The 20,738-nt window shown below is 60.4% G+C and carries 20 protein-coding genes; 14 read left to right on the forward strand and 6 right to left on the reverse strand.

The features are described 5' to 3' along the window. The 8 genes from ABEH27_RS21120 to ABEH27_RS21155 all read left to right on the forward strand — a co-directional run. On the forward strand, window positions 1–315 hold a 315-nt coding region (locus ABEH27_RS21120; RefSeq protein WP_346615425.1), incomplete at its 5' end, for a hypothetical protein. 60 nt (window positions 316–375) lie between these two features. Next, window positions 376–675 carry a DUF6388 family protein gene (locus ABEH27_RS21125; protein ID WP_346615426.1) on the forward strand — a complete coding sequence of 100 codons (300 nt, stop codon included), beginning with the start codon at window positions 376–378 and terminating at the stop codon, window positions 673–675. A gap of 246 nt (window positions 676–921) precedes the next feature. Further along, window positions 922–2,235 carry a trigger factor gene (gene tig, locus ABEH27_RS21130; protein ID WP_346615427.1) on the forward strand — a complete coding sequence of 438 codons (1,314 nt, stop codon included), beginning with the start codon at window positions 922–924 and terminating at the stop codon, window positions 2,233–2,235. A 90-nt stretch (window positions 2,236–2,325) separates the two neighbouring features. Next, the gene (clpP, locus tag ABEH27_RS21135) at window positions 2,326–2,967 is read left to right on the forward strand and encodes an ATP-dependent Clp endopeptidase proteolytic subunit ClpP (protein WP_012271562.1); all 642 of its coding nucleotides are present in this window, start codon (window positions 2,326–2,328) and stop codon (window positions 2,965–2,967) included. A 108-nt stretch (window positions 2,968–3,075) separates the two neighbouring features. Then, window positions 3,076–4,359, forward strand: a complete 1,284-nt coding sequence (clpX, locus tag ABEH27_RS21140; RefSeq protein ID WP_346615428.1) for an ATP-dependent Clp protease ATP-binding subunit ClpX — start codon at window positions 3,076–3,078, stop codon at window positions 4,357–4,359. A gap of 153 nt (window positions 4,360–4,512) precedes the next feature. After that, entirely contained in the window at window positions 4,513–6,909 is a 2,397-nt protein-coding gene (lon, locus tag ABEH27_RS21145) for an endopeptidase La (protein ID WP_346615429.1), read from the forward strand. A gap of 152 nt (window positions 6,910–7,061) precedes the next feature. Further along, a complete protein-coding gene (locus ABEH27_RS21150) occupies window positions 7,062–7,334 on the forward strand; it encodes an HU family DNA-binding protein (protein ID WP_027593949.1) in 273 nt (90 codons plus the stop codon). Between the two features lie 183 nt (window positions 7,335–7,517). Beyond that, entirely contained in the window at window positions 7,518–9,389 is a 1,872-nt protein-coding gene (locus ABEH27_RS21155; RefSeq protein WP_346615430.1) for a SurA N-terminal domain-containing protein, read from the forward strand. A 67-nt stretch (window positions 9,390–9,456) separates the two neighbouring features. Here the strand turns inward: ABEH27_RS21155 and ABEH27_RS21160 are convergent, their stop codons facing one another. Further along, window positions 9,457–10,497, reverse strand: coding sequence for a patatin-like phospholipase family protein (locus tag ABEH27_RS21160; RefSeq protein ID WP_346615431.1), 1,041 nt, complete (start codon window positions 10,495–10,497; stop codon window positions 9,457–9,459). A gap of 155 nt (window positions 10,498–10,652) precedes the next feature. On the opposite strand from ABEH27_RS21160, the gene ABEH27_RS21165 reads away from it, so the two are divergent. The 3 genes from ABEH27_RS21165 to ABEH27_RS21175 all read left to right on the forward strand — a co-directional run bounded on the left by ABEH27_RS21165 (window position 10,653) and on the right by ABEH27_RS21175 (window position 12,593). Beyond that, window positions 10,653–10,931 carry a hypothetical protein gene (locus tag ABEH27_RS21165; protein ID WP_346615432.1) on the forward strand — a complete coding sequence of 93 codons (279 nt, stop codon included), beginning with the start codon at window positions 10,653–10,655 and terminating at the stop codon, window positions 10,929–10,931. 14 nt (window positions 10,932–10,945) lie between these two features. Then, entirely contained in the window at window positions 10,946–11,725 is a 780-nt protein-coding gene (locus ABEH27_RS21170; protein ID WP_346615433.1) for a CHAD domain-containing protein, read from the forward strand. A 70-nt stretch (window positions 11,726–11,795) separates the two neighbouring features. Next, window positions 11,796–12,593: a thioesterase family protein gene (locus ABEH27_RS21175; RefSeq protein ID WP_346615434.1), complete on the forward strand. Its 798-nt coding sequence runs from the start codon at window positions 11,796–11,798 to the stop codon at window positions 12,591–12,593. On the opposite strand, the gene ABEH27_RS21180 is transcribed toward ABEH27_RS21175, so the two are convergent. The 3 genes from ABEH27_RS21180 to ABEH27_RS21190 form a co-directional block, all read right to left on the reverse strand. Beyond that, window positions 12,590–12,958 carry an Mpo1-like protein gene (locus ABEH27_RS21180; RefSeq protein WP_346615435.1) on the reverse strand — a complete coding sequence of 123 codons (369 nt, stop codon included), beginning with the start codon at window positions 12,956–12,958 and terminating at the stop codon, window positions 12,590–12,592. The two genes, ABEH27_RS21175 and ABEH27_RS21180, sit on opposite strands and share 4 nt — an antisense overlap. 75 nt (window positions 12,959–13,033) lie before the next feature. Then, window positions 13,034–14,512, reverse strand: coding sequence for a methyl-accepting chemotaxis protein (locus tag ABEH27_RS21185; protein WP_346615436.1), 1,479 nt, complete (start codon window positions 14,510–14,512; stop codon window positions 13,034–13,036). 115 nt (window positions 14,513–14,627) lie between these two features. Beyond that, complete coding sequence (locus ABEH27_RS21190) at window positions 14,628–15,425, reverse strand: TatD family hydrolase (RefSeq protein WP_346615437.1); 798 nt, start codon at window positions 15,423–15,425, stop codon at window positions 14,628–14,630. A 159-nt stretch (window positions 15,426–15,584) separates the two neighbouring features. Here ABEH27_RS21190 and ABEH27_RS21195 point away from each other — a divergent pair, with 159 nt between their 5' ends. From ABEH27_RS21195 to ABEH27_RS21205, 3 genes are all read left to right on the forward strand, one after another. After that, window positions 15,585–16,991 carry a transglycosylase SLT domain-containing protein gene (locus tag ABEH27_RS21195; RefSeq protein WP_346615438.1) on the forward strand — a complete coding sequence of 469 codons (1,407 nt, stop codon included), beginning with the start codon at window positions 15,585–15,587 and terminating at the stop codon, window positions 16,989–16,991. 113 nt (window positions 16,992–17,104) lie between these two features. Next, complete coding sequence (locus ABEH27_RS21200; RefSeq protein ID WP_346615439.1) at window positions 17,105–17,539, forward strand: DoxX family protein; 435 nt, start codon at window positions 17,105–17,107, stop codon at window positions 17,537–17,539. A gap of 216 nt (window positions 17,540–17,755) precedes the next feature. After that, window positions 17,756–18,064 (forward strand): hypothetical protein, encoded by a 309-nt coding sequence (locus ABEH27_RS21205; protein ID WP_346615440.1) that lies wholly within the window; start codon window positions 17,756–17,758, stop codon window positions 18,062–18,064. A 161-nt stretch (window positions 18,065–18,225) separates the two neighbouring features. Here the strand turns inward: ABEH27_RS21205 and greB are convergent, their stop codons facing one another. Both greB and tssI read right to left on the reverse strand, forming a co-directional pair. Continuing rightward, complete coding sequence (gene greB / locus ABEH27_RS21210; protein ID WP_346615441.1) at window positions 18,226–18,729, reverse strand: transcription elongation factor GreB; 504 nt, start codon at window positions 18,727–18,729, stop codon at window positions 18,226–18,228. 131 nt (window positions 18,730–18,860) lie between these two features. Further along, window positions 18,861–20,708, reverse strand: a complete 1,848-nt coding sequence (gene tssI / locus ABEH27_RS21215) for a type VI secretion system tip protein TssI/VgrG (RefSeq protein WP_346615442.1) — start codon at window positions 20,706–20,708, stop codon at window positions 18,861–18,863. Window positions 20,709–20,738 lie beyond the last annotated feature (30 nt).

Below are 20,738 nucleotides of genomic sequence, written 5' to 3' on the forward strand. Positions count from 1 at the left end.
CGCTTGGGTGTTGAAAGGAGGAGGGGTGATTTCTCCCACGGTCTGTACTGCTGCGAACAGTCAGAAGCGAGCTATGTCCCTCCTCCTCCCTTCAAGTCCTACCATACAAGCGGGCTTGCCCCGCGAAGCGCCGCGCGGGCGGCGCTCGGTCTCAAGGGCGCTGAAGATCCCAAGCCAAGCGCCCCGCGGGCGGCGCTCGATCTCAAGGGCGCTGAAGATCCCAAGGCAAGCGCTTCGCGCCTCAAAACTCAAAGCGTGCGCCCTCAAAAAAACATCGCGCAACCCCCTTGTAATCCTCTGGTGACACCCCAATAAAAGCTGATAGATTTCAGCCGGTTGAAACACCGACTGACAGGTCGGTAGAGGAATAGCCCGATGATTGCAAAAGAAGCCCGCCAGGCCCTGGCGCTGCAGCGCTTCGCCGAAGCCAATCCGCAACTGCTCGAAGAGATCAGTGAGCTGGATGCGCGCGAGCAGGCTCAGCAGATCCAGTGGGCGTTCGAGGATGCCGCCGACGAGCAGGGCCTGCAGCCTTGGGAGCTGGCGCTGCAACTGATCGCCGAAACCCCCGAGCAGCTGCAAGCCATGCGCCTGGAGACCCACCGCGAAGTGGCCGAGGCGTTGGGCATGGAGTGGGAAGAGTACTGCCAGTTCAACGAGATCGACCCGCAATAAGGGCGTTTTCACACGCTGCAGTTGTTTGACAAGGTATTTCGGTTGCGCGCCGCCGATGGCGTTGCGCAGCCTACTTATATAAAGAGGCCCGGCGGCAAGCCGTGCGGGCCTTGCAAGCTAATCGACCGGCGTGGTTTCCCGTCGTCCCGAGTGGGGTGACTTCTGGTGCGTGACTCACTAGAATGCTTGCCCTTGATTCTGGAGTCGGGCTATCGCCGGCTAACGTCTGTGCAACGAGGAATATCCATGCAAGTTTCTGTTGAAAACACTTCCGCTCTCGAGCGCCGCATGACCATCGCCGTTCCGGCCGAGCGCGTCGAGAACGAAGTCAACAAGCGTCTGCAGCAGACTGCCAAGCGCGCCAAAGTCGCGGGCTTCCGCCCAGGCAAAGTGCCGATGAGCGTGATCCGTCAGCGTTTCGAAGCCGATGCTCGCCAAGAGGCCTTCGGTGACCTGGTCCAGGCTTCCTTCTACGAAGCCATCGTCGAGCAGAAGCTGAACCCGGCTGGCGCTCCGGCCGTTGAGCCGAAGTCCTTCGAGAAGGGCAAGGACCTGGAATTCGTCGCTATCTTCGAAGTGTTCCCGGAGTTCGCTGTTTCCGGCCTGGAGTCGATCAACGTCGAGCGCCTGAGCGCCGAAGTGGCTGACGCCGACCTGGACAACATGCTGGAAGTGCTGCGCAAGCAGAACGTCCGCTTCGAGGCTGTCGAGCGCGCTGCCGAGAAAGACGACCAGGTCAACATCGACTTCGTCGGCAAGATCGACGGTGAAGCCTTCGCCGGTGGTTCGGCCCAGGGCACCCAGCTGGTACTGGGTTCCGGCCGCATGATCCCGGGCTTCGAAGACGGCCTGGTTGGCGCCAAAGCAGGCGAAGAGCGCGTTGTCAACGTGACCTTCCCTGAGGACTACCAGAACCTGGACCTGGCTGGCAAAGCCGCCGAGTTCACCATCACCGTCAACAGCGTTTCGGCCCCTGTGCTGCCAGAGCTGAACGAAGAATTCTTCGCCCAGTTCGGCATCAAGGAATCGACCCTGGAAGGCTTCCGCACCGAAGTTCGCAAGAACATGGAGCGTGAGCTGCGTCAGGCGATCAAGACCAAGGTGAAAAACCAGGTCATGGACGGTCTGCTGGCCGCCAACCCGATCGAAGTACCGAAAGCCCTGCTGGAAAACGAAGTCAACCGCCTGCGCGTCCAGGCTGTTCAGCAGTTCGGTGGCAACATCAAGCCTGAGCAACTGCCGGCCGAGCTGTTCGAAGAGCAAGCCAAGCGCCGTGTGGTGCTGGGCCTGATCGTCGCCGAAGTGGTCAAGCAGTACGACCTGAAGCCGGACGAAGGCAAGGTTCGCGAAATGATCGAAGAAATGGCCTCGGCTTACCAAGAGCCTGAGCAGGTCATCTCCTGGTACTACAAAAACGACCAGCAACTGAACGAAGTGCGTTCGGTTGTGCTGGAAGAGCAAGTTGTAGATACTGTTCTGCAGAAAGCGACTGTGACCGACAAGTCGGTCTCGTACGAAGAAGCCGTAAAACCAGTACAGGCTCCTGCCGAAGCTGAGTAATCCGGTTCTCTCGTAGGAAACCCCACAAGCCAGCCTTCGCGCTGGCTTGTGCGTATTCAAGCCATGACTATTTGGGAGTGAGCGCAGGACATGTCCCGCAATTCTTATATTCAGCAGAGCTCTGACATCCAGGCCGCAGGCGGCCTGGTCCCGATGGTTATCGAGCAGTCCGCCCGCGGCGAACGCGCCTATGACATCTACTCGCGCTTGTTGAAGGAGCGAGTGATCTTCCTGGTGGGCCCTGTAGAAGACTACATGGCCAACCTGGTAGTGGCGCAGATGCTGTTCCTCGAGGCGGAAAACCCGGACAAGGATATCCATCTTTACATCAACTCCCCAGGCGGTTCGGTGACGGCCGGCATGTCGATCTACGACACCATGCAGTTCATCAAGCCGGACGTGTCGACCATCTGCATCGGCCAGGCCTGCAGCATGGGTGCCTTCCTGTTGACCGCGGGTGCCAAGGGCAAGCGTCACTGCCTGCCGAACTCGCGCGTCATGATCCACCAGCCGCTCGGCGGCTTCCAGGGTCAGGCCACCGACATCCAGATCCACGCCCAGGAAATTCTCAGCATCAAGGCGCGTTTGAACGAGCTGCTGGCCTACCACACCGGCCAGGATCTCGAGACCATCCAGCGTGATACTGAGCGTGACAACTTCATGAGCGCCTCGCGCGCGGCCGAGTATGGCCTCATCGACTCGGTATACGACAAGCGGCAACTGGCCTCCTGAACCCAGGTGTCAGAGCAGGTAGGCGTCGAAAGCGCCTACCTGCGGACTTGAAAAAGCCCGCAATTGCCTTCATCTTGTGTTGCAAGCCTACCGGATTGGATCGATCGAATGACTGACACCCGTAACGGCGAGGACAGCGGCAAATTGCTTTATTGCTCCTTCTGCGGCAAAAGCCAGCACGAAGTGCGCAAACTGATTGCCGGGCCCTCGGTATTTATCTGCGACGAGTGCGTCGACCTGTGCAACGACATCATCCGTGAGGAGGTGCAGGAAGCCCAGGCCGAAAGCAGCGCGCACAAATTGCCTTCGCCGAAAGAAATCAGCGGCATCCTGGACCAGTACGTGATTGGTCAGGAGCGCGCGAAAAAGGTGCTGGCCGTAGCGGTGTACAACCACTACAAGCGCCTGAATCAGCGTGACAAGAAGGGTGACGAGGTCGAACTCGGCAAGAGCAACATCCTGCTCATCGGGCCAACTGGCTCGGGCAAGACCCTGCTCGCCGAAACCCTTGCACGCCTGTTGAACGTGCCGTTCACCATTGCTGACGCCACCACCCTGACCGAAGCCGGTTACGTGGGTGAGGACGTCGAGAACATCATTCAGAAACTGCTGCAGAAGTGCGACTACGACGTGGAAAAGGCCCAGATGGGCATCGTCTACATCGACGAGATCGACAAGATTTCGCGCAAGTCGGACAACCCGTCCATCACCCGTGACGTTTCGGGCGAAGGCGTGCAGCAGGCGTTGTTGAAGCTGATCGAAGGCACCGTGGCCTCCGTTCCGCCGCAAGGGGGCCGCAAGCACCCGCAACAGGAGTTCCTGCAGGTTGATACCCGCAACATCCTGTTCATCTGCGGTGGCGCCTTCTCGGGCCTGGAAAAGGTCATCCAGAACCGCTCCACCAAAGGTGGCATCGGTTTTGGCGCCGAAGTACGCAGCAAGGAAGAGGGCAAGAAGGTTGGCGAATCGCTGCGTGAAGTCGAGCCGGACGATTTGGTCAAGTTTGGCCTGATCCCTGAGTTCGTCGGCCGTCTGCCGGTTCTGGCGACCCTCGACGAGCTGGATGAGGCTGCATTGATGCAGATCCTCACCGAGCCGAAGAACGCCCTGACCAAGCAGTACGCCAAGCTGTTCGAGATGGAAAGTGTCGACCTCGAGTTCCGCAGTGATGCGCTCAAGGCCGTTGCACGCAAGGCCCTGGAACGCAAAACCGGCGCCCGTGGCCTGCGTTCGATCCTCGAAGGTGTGCTGCTCGACACCATGTATGAGATTCCTTCGCAGAAGGATGTCAGCAAAGTGGTGATCGATGAGAGCGTCATCGAAGGCACTTCGCAGCCGCTGATGATCTACGAAAACAGCGAGCCGCAAGCCAAGGTCGCACCCGACGCCTGAGTCGGCTGTTGCCAGCAAGCAAGAAAGGGGCCTACGGGCCCCTTTCTGCTTTTCCTATTCAAGCGCTTGTAATTTCCCAAGCGTGCCCCCACATTAGGTCCAAGCAATATTTCCACCGGTTTCCGGCCATAAGGCCGCTGTAGAGGCGAAATCATGAAGACCACCCTCGACTTGCCTCTTTTGCCATTGCGCGATGTCGTCGTTTATCCGCACATGGTCATCCCGCTGTTTGTGGGGCGTGAGAAGTCCATCGAGGCCCTTGAGGCTGCGATGACTGGCGAGAAGCAGATCCTTCTGCTGGCCCAGAAGAACCCTGCCGACGATGATCCGGGCGAAGACGCCCTGTACCGCGTCGGTACCGTTGCAACCGTGCTGCAACTGCTGAAGCTGCCGGATGGCACCGTCAAGGTGCTGGTCGAGGGCGAGCAGCGTGGCGCCGTTGAACGCTTTACCGAAGTAGAAGGGCACATCCGTGCCGAAGTTTCCCTGATCGACGAAACCGACGCCGCCGAGCGCGAGTCGGAGGTCTTCGTGCGCACGCTGCTGTCGCAGTTCGAGCAGTACGTGCAGCTGGGCAAGAAAGTGCCCGCCGAAGTGCTGTCGTCGCTCAACAGCATCGAAGAGCCTGGGCGCCTGGTCGATACCATGGCCGCGCACATGGCGCTGAAGATCGAGCAGAAGCAGGAAATCCTCGAGATCGTCGACCTGTCGACCCGTGTCGAGCACGTGCTGGCCATGCTGGATGCCGAGATCGACCTGTTGCAGGTCGAGAAACGTATCCGTGGTCGGGTCAAGAAGCAGATGGAGCGCAGCCAGCGCGAGTACTACCTGAATGAGCAGATGAAGGCCATTCAGAAAGAGCTCGGCGATGGCGACGAAGGCCACAACGAAGTCGAAGAGCTGAAAAAGCGCATCGAAGCCGCTGGCCTGCCGAAAGACGCCCTGGCCAAGGCCCAGGCCGAGCTGAACAAGCTCAAGCAGATGTCGCCGATGTCGGCCGAGGCCACCGTGGTACGGTCCTACCTCGACTGGCTCGTGCAGGTGCCGTGGAAGGCCCAGAGCAAGGTGCGCCTGGACCTGACCAAGGCCGAGGAAATCCTCGATGCCGACCACTATGGCCTGGAAGAGGTCAAGGAGCGGATCCTCGAGTACCTCGCCGTGCAGAAGCGCGTGAAGAAGATCCGCGGCCCGGTGCTGTGCCTGGTTGGCCCGCCTGGCGTGGGCAAGACCTCGCTGGCCGAGTCGATCGCTGCCGCGACCAACCGCAAGTTCGTGCGCATGGCGCTGGGCGGCGTGCGTGACGAGGCCGAGATCCGTGGCCACCGCCGGACCTACATCGGTTCGATGCCTGGCCGTCTGATCCAGAAAATGACCAAGGTGGGCGTGCGCAACCCGCTGTTCCTGCTCGACGAGATCGACAAGATGGGCAGCGACATGCGTGGCGACCCCGCCTCGGCGCTGCTGGAGGTACTCGACCCCGAGCAGAACCACAACTTCAACGACCACTACCTGGAAGTCGACTACGACCTCTCGGACGTGATGTTCCTGTGCACCTCGAACTCGATGAACATCCCGCCGGCGCTGCTTGACCGCATGGAAGTCATCCGCCTGCCGGGCTACACCGAGGACGAGAAGATCAACATCGCGGTCAAGTACCTGGTGCCCAAGCAGGTCAAGGCCAACGGGCTGAAGAAGGAAGAGCTTGAGGTCGACGTCTCGGCGATTCGCGACATCATCCGTTACTACACCCGCGAAGCCGGTGTCCGAGGCCTCGAGCGGCAGATTGCCAAGGTCTGCCGCAAGGTGGTCAAGGAACATACCGGGCAGAAACAGGTCAAGGTCAAGGTCGCCAGCGAGCAGCTCGAACAGCTGCTGGGCGTGCGCAAGTTCCGCTACGGCCTGGCCGAGCAGCAGGACCAGATCGGCCAGGTTACCGGCTTGGCATGGACCCAGGTGGGCGGCGAATTGCTGACCATCGAGTCGGTGGTCATCCCAGGCAAGGGCCAGCTGATCAAGACCGGCTCGCTGGGTGACGTGATGGTCGAGTCCATCACTGCCGCGCAGACCGTGGTCCGTAGCCGTGCCCGCAGCCTGGGGATTGCCGCCGACTTCCACGAGAAACACGACGTGCACATCCACATGCCTGAGGGTGCCACGCCGAAGGACGGCCCGAGCGCCGGTATCGGCATGTGCACCGCGCTGGTGTCGGCGCTGACGCAGATTCCGGTACGTGCCGACGTGGCCATGACCGGCGAAATCACCCTGCGTGGCCAGGTATTGGCCATCGGCGGGTTGAAGGAAAAACTGCTGGCGGCACACCGTGGGGGGATCAAGACGGTGATCATTCCGGAGGAGAATGTTCGCGATCTGAAGGAGATTCCGGAAAATATCAAACAGGATCTTCAGATCAAACCGGTCAAATGGATTGACGAAGTCCTGCAAATTGCGCTGCAATACGCCCCGGAGCCCTTGCCAGATGTGGCTCCCGAGATTGTCGCGAAAGATGAAAAGCGCGACGGCGATGCTAAGGAACGAATTAGCACGCATTAGTAGTTTTTAGCTGGGGGGCTTTCCTTGACAGTTTTTTCGGGGCCTTGCTATAAAGCGGCACGCTATTGTCAACAAGCCACCCAGCGCACGTTTCATAAGCTTTTCATTACATACTTAGAAACAAACTCAAATAGAGAAAAAGGGGACTTAGAGTGAACAAGTCGGAACTGATTGACGCTATCGCTGCATCGGCTGACATTTCCAAAGCTACCGCAGGTAAGGCTCTGGATGCTGTGATCGACTCCGTAACTGGTGCCCTGAAAGCAGGGGACGACGTCGTTCTGGTTGGCTTCGGGACCTTCTCGGTCAAAGAGCGCGCTGAGCGCACCGGCCGTAACCCGCAAACTGGTAACGCAATCAAGATCGCTGCCGCCAAGGTTCCAGGTTTCAAGGCTGGCAAAGGCCTGAAAGACGCCGTCAACTAAGTCGTCTCTTTCAGCCGGACCGGGCCTTGCCAGGTTCGAGCACGCTGAAGGCGGGTCGCAAACGTTCCCGCCTGACACGTTTGCTAAGAAAAGGCGCATCCTCGGATGCGCCTTTCTTTTATCAGGATTCTACCCACGCTCCGCGGTTGTCGACGCAGTGGTACAGCCGTTTCTGGGGGACGCATGCTGCAAAATATCAGGGACAATTCACAAGGTTGGATTGCCAAGACCATCATCGGCCTCATCGTTGTGTTGATGGCGTTGACCGGCTTCGAAGCCATTTTCCAGGCCGCCACCCATAGCCAGGACGCCGCCAAGGTAAACGGCCAGACCATCAGCCAGAACGAGCTGAGCCAGGCGACCGACATGCAGCGTCGCCAGTTGATGCAACAACTGGGCAAAGATTTCGACCCGGCGCTGCTGGACGAAAAACTGCTGCGCGACGCCGCGCTCAAAGGGCTGATCGACCGCAAGCTGCTGCTGCAGGGTGCCGAAGACGCCAAGTTCGCCTTCTCCGAGGCCGCGCTGGATCAAGTGATCCTGCAGACCCCGGAATTCCAGGTTGATGGCAAGTTCAACGCCGACCGTTTCGACCAGGTCATCCGCCAGATGGGCTATGGCCGTATGCAGTTCCGCGAGATGCTCGCCGAAGAAATGCTGATCGGTCAGGTGCGCACCGGTATTGCCGGCAGCAGCTTCGTCACCGACAAGCAGGTAGACGCCTTTGCCCGCCTGGAAAACCAGACCCGCGACTTCGCCTCGTTGACCTTCAAGGCCAACCCCGCGGCGGTCAAGGTCAGCGATGACGAAGTCAAGGCGCACTACGAGCAGCACGCCAAGGAGTTCATGACCCCTGATCAAGTGGTCATCGATTACGTCGAGCTGAAGAAGTCGGCGTTCTTCGACCAGGTCAAGGTCACCGACGACGAGCTCAAGGCGCAGTACGAAAAAGACATCGCCAACCTTGCCGAGCAGCGCCATGCCGCGCACATCCTCATCGAGGTCAACGACAAGGTCAGCGATGCCCAGGCCAAAGCGCGCGTCGAAGAAGTCGAGCAGCGTCTGGCCAAGGGTGAAGACTTCGCCAAGCTGGCGAAAGAGTTCTCCCAGGATCCAGGTTCCGCCAACACCGGTGGTGACCTCGGCTTCGCCGGCCCAGGGGTGTATGACCCAGCCTTCGAAGAGGCCCTTTACAAGCTCGACGATGGCCAGGTCTCGGCCCCGGTACGTACCGAGTTCGGTTACCACCTGATCAAGCTGCTGGGCAAGCAGGCGCCTGAAGTACCGAGCTTCGCCAGCCTGAAGGACAAGCTCACGCGTGACCTGAAGACTCCGCTGGTCGAGCAGCGTTACGTCGATGCCAGCAAGCAGCTGCAGGATGCCGCCTACGAGGCTGCCGACCTGGCCCAGCCGGCCCAGGATCTGAACCTCAAGGTGCACACCTCGGCGCCATTCGGCCGTGAAGGTGGCGAAGGCATCACTGCCAACCGTGCGGTGATCCAGGCTGCGTTCTCCGAGGAAGTGCTGGAGGAGGCTGCCAACAGCACCGCCATCGAGCTGGACCCGGAAACCACCGTGGTGCTGCGCGTCAAGGAGCATCGCAAGCCTGAGCAGATGCCGCTGGAAGCCGTGGCCAAGAACATCAGCGAACACCTGGCCAAGGAGAAGGCGACTGCCGAACTCAAGACCAAGGCGGACAAGCTGATCGCTGGCCTGAAAGACGGCTCGATCGCCGCCGGCACCGCCCACGACGGGCAGAGCTGGAAGGCCTACGAGGCAGTGACCCGCGGCCAGGACGGTATCGACCCGGCCGAGCTGCAGGCGCTGTTCCGCCTCGCCAAGCCAGAAGCCAAGGACAAGCCGGAATACGGCAGTGTCGTCCTGGCCGATGGCAGCCTGGTTGTGCTGCAGCTCAAGGGCGTCAACGAAGGCGCCGCCGCCAGCGACGAAGAGAAGCAGCAGATTCGCCGCTACCTCGCTTCGCGCGCTGGCCAGCAGGACTTCGCGGCGTACCGCAAGCAGCTGGAAGGCACTGCGGACATCACTCGCTACTGAGTGGATGCCGTGCAACGAAACAGGCCGCGTAATGCGGCCTGTTTCGTTTGTGGTGCCAGGACCAACGCTAGCGCTTTTCCCCCTCGTAGTTATCCAGCGTATCCCGCGCAATCTCCCTGCCCAGCGCAATCAGCTCCGGCGCTTTGTAGAACTCGAAGAACCGGCATACCCGCTTGGGTACGTTGATCAGCACATCCGGTGGATATCCGGCGATCTTGTACTGCGCCAGGGAGGTCTGCATCACCTCGAAGCTCTGGTTGATCAGGTCAAGCAGTGATGCGGGCCCAACGTTGTCGATGATGAATGACCCGGTTGCCGACTTGGGCGCGCCTTCGCTCTCCGGTGCCGCCGCCGGTTGCTGTGCTTCCGGGGAGGCTGCATCGGCCAGCCAGGGGTTGGGCGGTACCAGGCCTTCGGCGGTAATTTCCTGCTCGATGCGCATCAGCTCTTCGGCCGGCTTGCGCCGGAACGGCAGGTGCGAACCCAGCGAACTGAGCAGCGAGTCAAAGCGCATCTTGAACGCTGCCGGCCGTTCGATCACCGGCAACTGGTACTGCTTCTGGTTGGTGGAGTTGAGGTTCACCGCGATGATCATGTCGCAGTGGCTCGACACCACCGGCACGATCGGCAGTGGGTTGAGGATGCCGCCGTCGACCAGCATGCGGTTGCCCTGCATCACCGGCGTGAACAGGCTGGGAATGGCTGCCGAGGCGCGCATGGCCTGGTGCAGGCAGCCTTCCTGAAACCAGATTTCCTGCTGGTGGGTCAGGTCGGTGGCCACGGCCGTATAGGGTATGCGCAGTTGCTCGATGTTGATTTCGCCAACGATCTTGCGGATCTGCCCGAACACCTTGTCGCCGCGGATGGCGCCAAGGCGGAAGCTGACGTCGACCAGGCGCAGCACATCCAGGTAATCCAGACTTTCGATCCAGTTGCGGTATTCGTCCAGCTTGCCCGCTGCGTAGATTCCCCCGATTACCGCGCCCATGGAGCAGCCGGCGATGCAGGCAATGTCGTAGCCGCGCCGTTCGATTTCTTCGATCACGCCGATATGGGCATAACCCCGAGCGCCCCCTGATCCCAACACCAGTGCTACACGTTTGCTCATGATCTTCCCCGGGCCTTTGCAACAATGGTCCTACAATGCACCGAGCGCCGCCTGTGCTTCAATGTAGACTCTAGGCAAAACACGCCGAGCGCGGCACTTTTCAGGTGCCCGGGCGTCGAACAGCCACTCTATTCCAACCTGTTGAGGTACCACCGATGAAAGCCTGGATCTGCCTTCCTCTGATTGCCCTGGCCCTTGCTGGCTGTGCGGGCAAGACGGCCTACCGTGACAGCTGCGCGACGCAGCTGGATGCCGCCTGGAAGGAGCTCGACCTGGCCAAGGCAGAAGGGTTTGCCGGTACTGTCAGCTATTCCAAGGCCTTGTCGCTGCTGACCGGGGCCAAGACCCAGCAGCAGTTCGAGGGCTTTGAAGGTTGCAGCAAGAAAGCCGAAAAGGCGCGTTTCTACATTCGTGAGTCGCGCGCCGGGCGCTGACCGAGGAGCGCTGTATGTCTGCCATGCTCGACCATGTGGTTGCCCAGGTACTGGCCTTGCAGGTGCGCCTGCTGGCGTGTCGCGAGCGCCTGGCTGCCGATACCGACAGCGAGGCGCTGCACGATCTGCGCATAGGCGTGCGGCGGCTGCGCAGCCTGCTGCGCCCGCTTGCGGGTTTGCCTGGGGTAGAGCAGCTGGAGGCCGCTGCAAAGGCGCTTGGCACGCTGACCACGCCGTTGCGTGACCGCGAGGTGCTGGCGGGCGAGCTGCTGCGTCGGGGTTTGGCAGCTGCCGGGCAACGGCGCCTGCAGGGGCGCACTGCAACGTTCGCCAGCGTCGCCGCCAGCCCGCAACTGGGCCGCGTACTGTCTATTCTCGATGCGTTCCCGTTGTTCCTGCGTGCAGCGGGGCGTGAGGGGCTGGCCAAGGCGCTGGGCAAGCGCGTCGACAAGCGCCTGGTCAAGCAGTGGCGCAAGTTGCATGAAGCCTTGCAGGACCCCGCCCATGACCGTCATCGCCTGCGCTTGCTGATCAAGCGCGTGCGCTACGGCGACCAGGCCTATCCCCAGTTTGACCATGCCGGCAAGCGGCTGCAGGGCTTGCTGAAGAAAGCCCAGGGCGACCTGGGTGTCTGGCATGACCACCTGCAGTGGTTGCTGCAGGCTCAAGCCCAGGCGGACCTTGCGCCCTGCAAGGTGGATTGGGAGCAGCAGCTGCACGAAGCCGAACGCACCGCCGACGTTACGCTGGATGCCTTGCTGGCTGCCCTTGAGCGGCGCAAGCCCGGCAAATGACCGATATGCGGGCTGATCGAGAGCAGTTTGCTGGATAGTATGGGCTGACACCTTACGCAGGAGCCGGCCCATGAATTTCAAGCAACTGCTCGACGCCGTGCGAGCAAACCCGGACGCGGTCAGCATCCCGGCCAATTGGGCCCAGGGGCGTGCTGCCTTCGGTGGCCTGATGGCTGCCATGGTCTACGAGGCCATGCGCCTGAAACTCTCCGATAACCGTCCAGTGCGTTCCCTGGCCATCAGTTTCGTCGCCCCGGCGGCGCCCGACGTGCCCACCCGTTTTGAAGTCGAAGTGCTGCGCGAGGGCAAAGCAGTCAGTACGCTGCTGGGCCGCGCTGTGCAGGATGGCCAGGTGGTGACGTTGGTGCAGGGCAATTTCGGTGCGGGGCGGCCATCGGTGGTGGATGTTCCTGCAGTGCCCGCCATGCAGATGAAGGCGCTAGAGGACGCTGCCCCTGAGCTGCCGTACATCAAAGGCATCACCCCTGAGTTCATGCGTCACGTCGCTTTGCGCTGGGCAGTCGGCGGGCTGCCGTTCAGTGGCAATCAATCACGGCAGATGGGCGGCTGGGTGCGCTTGCGCGATGTTGCCGAGGAGCAGGTCAACGAAGCCCACTTGCTGGCCCTGGTGGACGCCTGGCCACCCAGCCTGATGCCTTACCTGAAACAACCCGCTGCAGGCAGCACGCTGACCTGGACCATCGAATTCATCCAGCCGGTAGCGCGCCTGTCGACGCTGGACTGGTGCCGCTACTGCGTCGAGACCGAGCACGCCCGGGACGGCTACGGGCATGCAGCGGCCGCCCTGTGGACGGCAGAGGGAGCGTTGCTGGCCTTGAGCCGGCAGACGGTTACGGTGTTTGCCTAGCGACGATGCTTGTGCCGCTCCCGCCAGGCGCGCCACCAGGCACCACTGAGCACGAAGCGTGGGAAGGTGATGAATTGTTCGGCCAGCAGGCGCTGCATGGCGTCCTTGCGATTGGCGAACGGCTCTGGCTGCTCGGCCTCCAGGCGGTGGCCGTGGCGCTGCAGGCCTAGCCCGGCGATCAGGGCGATGACGCCTACGGCGATCTGGCCCAGGTCCAGAGCGAACAGGCCTGACAGCACCAGCAGTGCGCCGAGGATGAACAGCGGCACGGCAATCAGGTGCAGCACCAGGTTGGTCGGGTGACGATGGTTGTGGTGGTAGCCGCGCCATTGCCAGGCGGGCAAGTTGGGCAGTCGTTTGCTCATGGGCATTTCCTCGCGGTCATGCCCAAAGCTTAGTGCGGCGCTGTGATCACAGCCAATCGAGGCTGGCTATGGTGACTATAGCTTGAGCTGGCCGATGGCTTTGTTCAGCTCGCCGGCCAGGGTCGCCAGTTCGCTGCTGGTGGTGGCAGAATCGACGGTCTGCTGCACGGTCTGCTCGGTGACATCGCGGATGCTCACCACGGCGCGGTTCATTTCTTCAGCCACTTGGCTCTGCTGCTCGGCGGCGACGGCAATTTGTGTGTTGCTTTCGCGCATCTGTGCCACGGCGCCGGTGATGTCTGCCAGGGCCACGCCGGCTTCCTGGGCCTGGCGCACGCAATCGTCCGCCTTGAAGGAGCTCTCCTGCATGAACTCCACCGCATCGCGGGTACCGGCCTGCAGGTCGGCCACCATGCCGGTGATCTCGTCGGTGGAGGCCTGTACGCGCTTGGCCAGGCTGCGTACCTCATCAGCAACCACGGCAAAGCCCCGGCCCAGGTCACCGGCGCGGGCGGCTTCGATGGCGGCATTGAGTGCCAGCAAGTTGGTCTGTTCGGCAATGCTGTGGATGACGTTGACCACACCATTGATCTTCTGGCTGTCTTCGGCCAGCTGGCGGATCATTTCGGCCGTCTGCTGCACGCCGCTGGACAGCCCGGCAATCGAGCCCTGCACCCGGTTGACTACTTCCTTGCCGCTGCCGGCGAGGGTGTCGGCGGTCTGCGACAGGTCGCGAGTGGCGCCGGCATGCTGGGCGATATGGTGCACGGTGGCGGACATCTGGTTGATCGCCGTGGCGGCCTGATCAGTCTCGCTCTGCTGGCCGAGCATGCCGTGGCGCACGTCGTTCATGCTGGTGGCCAGGCGCGCGGCGCCCGAGTCGAGCTGCGCGGCGGTACGTGCCACGGTGCTGACCACGCGGTGGTAGGTGCACTGCATGGCATTGAAGGCGCCGGCCATCTGGCCCACTTCGTCCCCGCAGGCCAACGGCACGCGTGCCGCAAGGTCGCCGGTCTTTTCCACGTGCAGCATGACGTCCTTGAGGGTGTTGAGCTGGCTCAGCAGGAAGCGGATCAGCAACTGCGAGGCACACAGCATTGCCAGCATCAGCACCAGCACGCACACGGCGTAATTGACGAAGCGCTCGAAGAATACCTGGCGCACGCTCGGGGCCTGGGCGAGGACTGCCACCTGCTGGTCGCCATGGCGCAGTACCACGGCGCCACGCAAGGGGTTGTCGCCGAGGATCCAGGCGGCTGGCAAGGCTACCCAGCCTTGCGCGTCGCACAGGGCATCCAGGCTTTGGCCGGCAAAGCTCGGCGTCTGGCCGGGCTGCCAGGCGATCACGTTGGCTTGGCGGGGCAGGGCAGGCCCTGCGGGCCAGGCGCTCAACAGCTCGGCCTGGGAATGCGCCTGGGCCTGCGCGGCGTCGGCGCGGGCTCGCTGCTCCAGGTGCACGGCATAGAGCACCAGCATCAAGGTCGTGACAAAGGCCACCGCGTTGACGGCCCAGAATTTGTATTTCAGGGAAATATTGCTAAGCCAGGCACCCATGGGTAGGTCTTCTCTGAGTTGAGCGGAAACAACATTGGCAAGGTGCCATCATTGTGCCCGCTCGCATCAGGGAGGTTTTGATGTGTATCAACAAATGGTTTATGTGCGGCGCCGCTCAGGGAAGCTGGAAGAACGCCTTGGCGGTAGCGGTGGTGTGCGCCGCGGTCTGTTCAACGCTTTCATTGCGGTGCAGCGCGACCTCGCGCAGCACCTCGGGCAGAAACGCTGGCTCGTTGCGCCCGCTCTTGGGTTTTGGCCGCAGGCTGCGTGGCAGCAGGTACGGGGCATCGCTTTCCAGCATCAGGCGCCCTTGCGCAATGTTGCCGACTAGCGGATGCAGGTGCATGCCGCGGCGCTCATCGCAAATCCAGCCGGTGATACCAATGTGCAGGTCCATGTCCAGGTAGGCGAACAGCGCTTCGCGCTCGCCGGTAAAACAGTGCACCACGGCGGCCGGCAGGTGATCACGGTAATCCTTCAGGATCGCCAGCAAGCGCTCGCTGGCATCGCGCTCGTGCAGGAACACCGGCAGGCGCAACTCGGCAGCCAACGCCAGCTGGGCCTCCAGGGCTCTTTCCTGGAGTGGGCGAGGGGAGAAGTCACGGTTGAAGTCCAGGCCGCATTCGCCTACGGCGCGTACACGTTCTTCATTCAACAGCTGGCGCAGCTGCCGCTCGCTGTTGGCATCCCAGGCCTTGGCGTCGTGCGGGTGCACACCGGCGGTGGCGAACAGGTGCCTGCTGTCGGGGTCGAGCTGCTGGCACAGCTCCAGCGCCTGTTCGCTGACCGCCAGGCTGGTGCCGGTAAGGACCATCTGCACCACGCCAGCTTCGATGGCGCGCTCGACGATGGCTGCCTGCTGGTCGTGGAAACTGCTGTTGGTCAGGTTGACGCCGATATCGATCAGTTGCATGGTGCTACCTCGTGCCGCGGGACGGCCAGCATAGCAAAAAGCGCGATAATCGGGAAAAAGCCAAGAACTTCAGGCTGTTGCCGTGGTCTTTTACGGTCATTTATCACGAACTGCTCGTACCTCATGGACGCTGCCTACCGACCCTGGACACGTTTTCGCATGCTGCGATACCTGCTCACCCTGTTGCTGATGCTTGGGCTGATTACCGTCGGCCCCGCTTATGCACGCGTGCCGGGGCCGCAGCAGAACGTGCCGGTGAGCAAGGCCCGCGACCTGGAACAGGTGCGTAGCAGCAAGGTATTGCGGGTGCTGGTGAACCAGAGCCGCAACAGTTCCGGTGAGGTCAAGGGCGAGCCCGTCGGCATCGAGTACTACCGCCTGCGTGCGCTCGAGCATTACCTCAATGCCCGGGCCGGCGACGGTCAACAGGTACGCATCAAGCTCATTCCGCGGGCCAAGGAGCAACTGCTCGGGGCCCTGCAGCGCGGTGAAGGGGACCTTGCCGCGCCCGGCGAATTGCTCGACCCGGCGGTGGTCGGTGGCGTGAGCAGCAGTGCTCCGGTACTGGACCAGGTGCCATTGTGGCTGGTCGGGCGCAAGGGCGAGCGCAGTTTCAGCCGTGTCGAGCAGCTGTCCGGGCGCACCGTCGCGCTGACCAGTGCCAGCGCTGCCGGCGCATTGATCCAGCAGGTGAATCAGCAGCTGGCCCTGCGCAAGCGGCCACCGGTCAAGATCGAGTGGGTCGATTCGACCTTGGCGGTGGAAGACGTGCTGGAGATGGTCCAGGCCGGCATTTATCACCTGACTGTGGTGGAGCGGCCAATCGCCCAACGCTGGGCCAGGGTGATGCCGCGGCTGCGCCTGGACACCCGGCTGCAACTGGGCCAGCCGCAAGCCATGCGCTGGTATGTGCGACGTGATGCCCCGATGCTGCTGGCCACCGTCGACCGCTTCCTGCAGGGCTACCGCGCGCCCGAGAACCAGGATGCAGCGTTCGAGCGTATCTACCGGCGCCAGTACCGCGTGCACAACCCACTGGCGCAAAAGGACCGGCAACGGCTGACCTCGGTGCGCGCGGTGCTGCAGAAGCACGGTGCGGCGCAGCAGATCGACTGGCTCAACCTGGCTGCGCTGGCCTTCAAGGAATCAACCCTCAACCCGACGGCGCGCGGCAGTGGCGGGGCGCATGGCCTGATGCAGATCACACCCTCGGCTGCCCAGCGGGTTGGGGTCAGCAATACCGCGACGGTCGACGGTAATGTGCAGGCCAGCGCTCGCTACCTGGCGCTGATCCGCCGCAAGTTCTTTGCCAGCCCGCAAATCAACGAGCGCGAGCGCATGGCCTTTGTGCTGGCGGCCTACAACCTTGGCCCGGAGCGGGTGCAGGCGATGCGCGCCGAAGCGCGCAAGCGTGGCCTCAATGGCAACCAGTGGTTCTTCCAGACCGAGCGTGTGGCCATGGAGCAGGTAGGCATGGGGCCGGTCAACTTCGTCAACAGCGTGAACAAGTACTTCCTGGCGTTCAACCGTGAGCGCGCTGCACTGGAACGCGTAGTCAAGCGCTGACAAATCGATTCTGTCGATTGTTATTTTGGGTTTTTTGCGATTTTCATATCTACCAGATTGATTATGATTGCGCCCATCCCAACACAACATCCCAGTTTCAAGGAAGTCACCCAATGAACAACGCAATCACCCAACTGCTCTCCACCCGCGCCGGCCTGGGCCTGAGCGTGGTCCGTATCCTGGTCGGTCTGATCTTCATGGCGCACGGTGCGCAGAAGCTGTTCGGGCTGTTCGGTGGCTACGGCCTGGAAGGCACCGGGCAATGGATGGAGAGTATCGGCCTGGCGCCTGGCTACCTGATGGCCCTGCTGTCCGGCAGCGCCGAGTTCTTCGGCGGCCTGGCCCTGGTGATCGGCCTGCTGGCTCGCCCGGCGGCACTGGCACTGAGCGTAACCCTGGTGGTGGCGATTTTCTCGGTGCACATCGGCAACGGCCTGTTCATGTCCAACAATGGCTATGAGTTCGCCCTGGCGCTGCTGGCCGGTACCGTCGCAGTGCTGATCGAAGGCGCCGGCCGCTTCTCCGTCGACCGGTTGATCGCCCGCTGATAGCAGAAAAGCTGCAGGCCTCAAGTTGATCACTTTCAGCTTGGGGCTTGCAGCTTGCCGCTTGTAGCTCTAGCATACCGCTTGCGCCGATTTAAACAGCTACTTGCGGGGCGCAGGACAGCCCAGCTCCGGGCCCTCCGAAATACCGCTAAAGCGCTGGTTCGGTGACGCCTCCCACCGCTGCCCAGCGGGATTCGCGAGGCGGAGAAATACTCCATGAGTTGTCCACGTACCAGTGTCTGTTTGAGCCCACTGCCTGCCAGCCAGGCGGCCCGCACACCGCGCATCCTGCTCGGTGGCCAGCATCAGCCTACCCTCTTGCGTCACCTCGAAGGCTTGTCGCGCCGCAAGGGCCAGGCCCGCGCTTTTCTGATCCAGTTTGCCGAAACCACGTGCCGCCTGGAGCAGTTCGGCAACGACCGTTTCGACTTGGCCGTCATCCAGGCCCCAGCGCCGGGCGATGCCGCCGAAGTCATTGGCCACCTCACTCGCATCGCGCGCCAGGGCTTGATTACCCGACGCTGAGGAGCGCGCTGTTGAGCACTGACAGCGTACAGAGGGTTATGAAACTTACGACAGAAAGACGTCACCCTCTGTGGCAGCTGTATGGCTTGTTCACCCAATCGAGTATCAGCCGGCACTACTGACCAATAATTTGCACGTGTTGGCTGGTTGTAGGAAAACGCTCAGGGTTTGATAAACCGAGGAGTAGCTTCCGTAGCCCTGTACTGAATGTCGGTAATTTCCCAATAAGCATCCCCCGTTGGCGTGTGTACCGAAATTTCGTCCCCTACACATTTGCCCACGCACGCGCGTGCCATCGGTGAGTCAATAGAGATGAAATCTTTTCTACCATAAATTTCATCCCCGCCTACAATTCGAAACGTTTTAGTCTCATTATTTTCGTTGCTAATTGTTATCCAGGCGCCGAAGAATATCCTGCCTTCCTGAGTGACTGAGTAAGGAACCACGCGAAGATCTTCGATCCGTTTTCGCAGGTATCGTACGCGGCGATCTATCTCCCTCAGTCTTTTTTTATTGTACTGGTAATCCGCATTTTCACTGCGGTCACCCAAAGAAGCAGCCCAGGCTACTTTCTTAGTAATCTCAGGTCGCTCTTCGCGCCAAAGCCAATCCAGTTCGTCTTTCAAGGATTGGTAGCCAGCTTCAGTAATAAGGTTGGTCGTCATAATGCTCTTGTTATCTATTCAATATCAAATCCCAAATCTAAATCTGGCAACTTAACAAATTTTACGGCTTTTTTGTGGGTTGGTGTTAATGTAATAACTCGTTCAAGATAATCGTCTGGCCTTTAGTTGTCTCAGTCATTGATCCTTACCTGGCTACCGGTGATTTGAGTTGCACCCTTGCTCTCTGTGGTAATCGCGTTGCCTTTGATCACAACTCCATCCGGGGTAAGGGTAATGCTGCTGTCGCCCACTTGAAGTATTATGTGTTGTTTGGCATTTACCTGGATGAATTGGTTATCCACCTGGATTGTCAGTGATCCTTCCTGAACGTTCATCACCGTGTCTTTTTTGATAATCTCGGTTTGTGTGCCGTCGACCGTCATCATGCGGTTGTTGCCTACTCTGTGTGTCTCGTCGACCTCGATTTCGGTATCCATGTTGCGCTCGGCGTGCATAAGGACTTGCTCCGCGCCGGCTTTATCATCGAAGCGGAAGAAATTTGCCGTACTTCCATCGCCCTTCATCGATCGGGTCAGAAACCCACTCTGAGTTTTGTTTGCCGGAAGCGACCATGGCGGTGTGTTTTGACTGTTGTAGAGACTACCCATGATCAACGGGCGGTCAGGGTTGCCGTCTAAAAATACTACAACGACCTCATCGCCCACTCGGGGAATGAGAATGCTACCGAAACCGCCGCTGGCACCGGACTGCGCTACACGGACCCAGCAGGAGCTTTTGTCGTCGAACTGACCGTATCGGTCCCAGTGAAACTGTACTTTCACACGGCCCAGTTCATCAGTGTAGATTTCTTCGCCGGGAGGGCCGACTATGATGGCAGTTTGTGGGCCCGAGATCGCGGGTTTGAGCAGATCCAACTGCGGACGGAATTTGATTTTTTTCCGCACGCAATAAATTTTATTGCCGTACCCAGCCTGGCTGCCTGAGCTGTAATTGTTGCTGCCGCGATGCTCGATACTCATCATCAAGAACTGCCTGTCATCAACAGAGCCAGTGTCATGTTCGTAATGTTGCGTTAGCTCAAACGTATGGCCGGGTCGCATTGCCCGACAGTTACTTGTGCCGACGAATGTCTTGCCTTTGAGCTCCAGCGCTTCGATACGATGACGCACCATGAGCTCGCCATCTTCATGGGTGCCGTGGGTATATTGCCCCATGTAGTCGAAGATTTCATAAGATGGTGTATCGCCTTGTTGATTGAGGCTGCTCATCGTTATGGGGATACGATTTCGCGGCTGTCGGTAATCGAAGGTCTGTACTGAGATCTTGCCAGATTGAAACTCCCGCGCAGAGCACCAGTGAGTGATCGAATCAGCGTTTTCGGTCACTGAAGCTCTATGAAAGCGCACTTGCGGCTGTTCAGGCAGCGGCGCCAGAACGGTGGAATCGTCCATGATGATGAGCGTATGGCTGTTGAAAGTGTGTTCAAAGTAAAAGAACAGCCCCTCTTGCTCAAGCAGTCGCATGACGAAGTGGCTGTCGCTTTCGCGGTACTGGGTGATATAACTATGTGGCTTGAGTGCGCGGTTGATGCGGAACTCGTAGTTTGCCAAGCCTTGATAGCGATCGAAGACTTTCCTGATCACTTGCTCCACAGTTTGATCCTGGTAAATCTGAGAATCATACCGCTGGCCGATCAAGCTCAGCCATGAACCTAAAAGGGCTGAGTAGCGGGAAATTCCCCCATCGCTGCCGTTGTTGCCGAAGCTCAATATGTGGCCGTTGATGTATCGGCTACCGCCGTTAGCGAGTTCGATTTCAATCGTGGCAGCTTGCCCGATGGCGGACTTGAGTTTCACGCTCGGATCCTCTGAGATCATATCTAGCTGAAACCCAAAATTTGTTGATAAGCCTTCACTCCCGGCAAAGGAGTCAAGTAACAGTTCCTGACCTCCTTTAAGGCCAACGGTTAGCTTGAATAGGCGCCTGTTCTGCGCTGAAAACAATGAGGACAGATCCATGAGCTTAACTTCTCCTTAAGTGCGGTACAG

Origin of the sequence: Pseudomonas sp. P39-UII1 (assembly GCF_039672635.1) — a bacterium.
In the GTDB taxonomy this organism is placed as follows: domain Bacteria; phylum Pseudomonadota; class Gammaproteobacteria; order Pseudomonadales; family Pseudomonadaceae; genus Aquipseudomonas.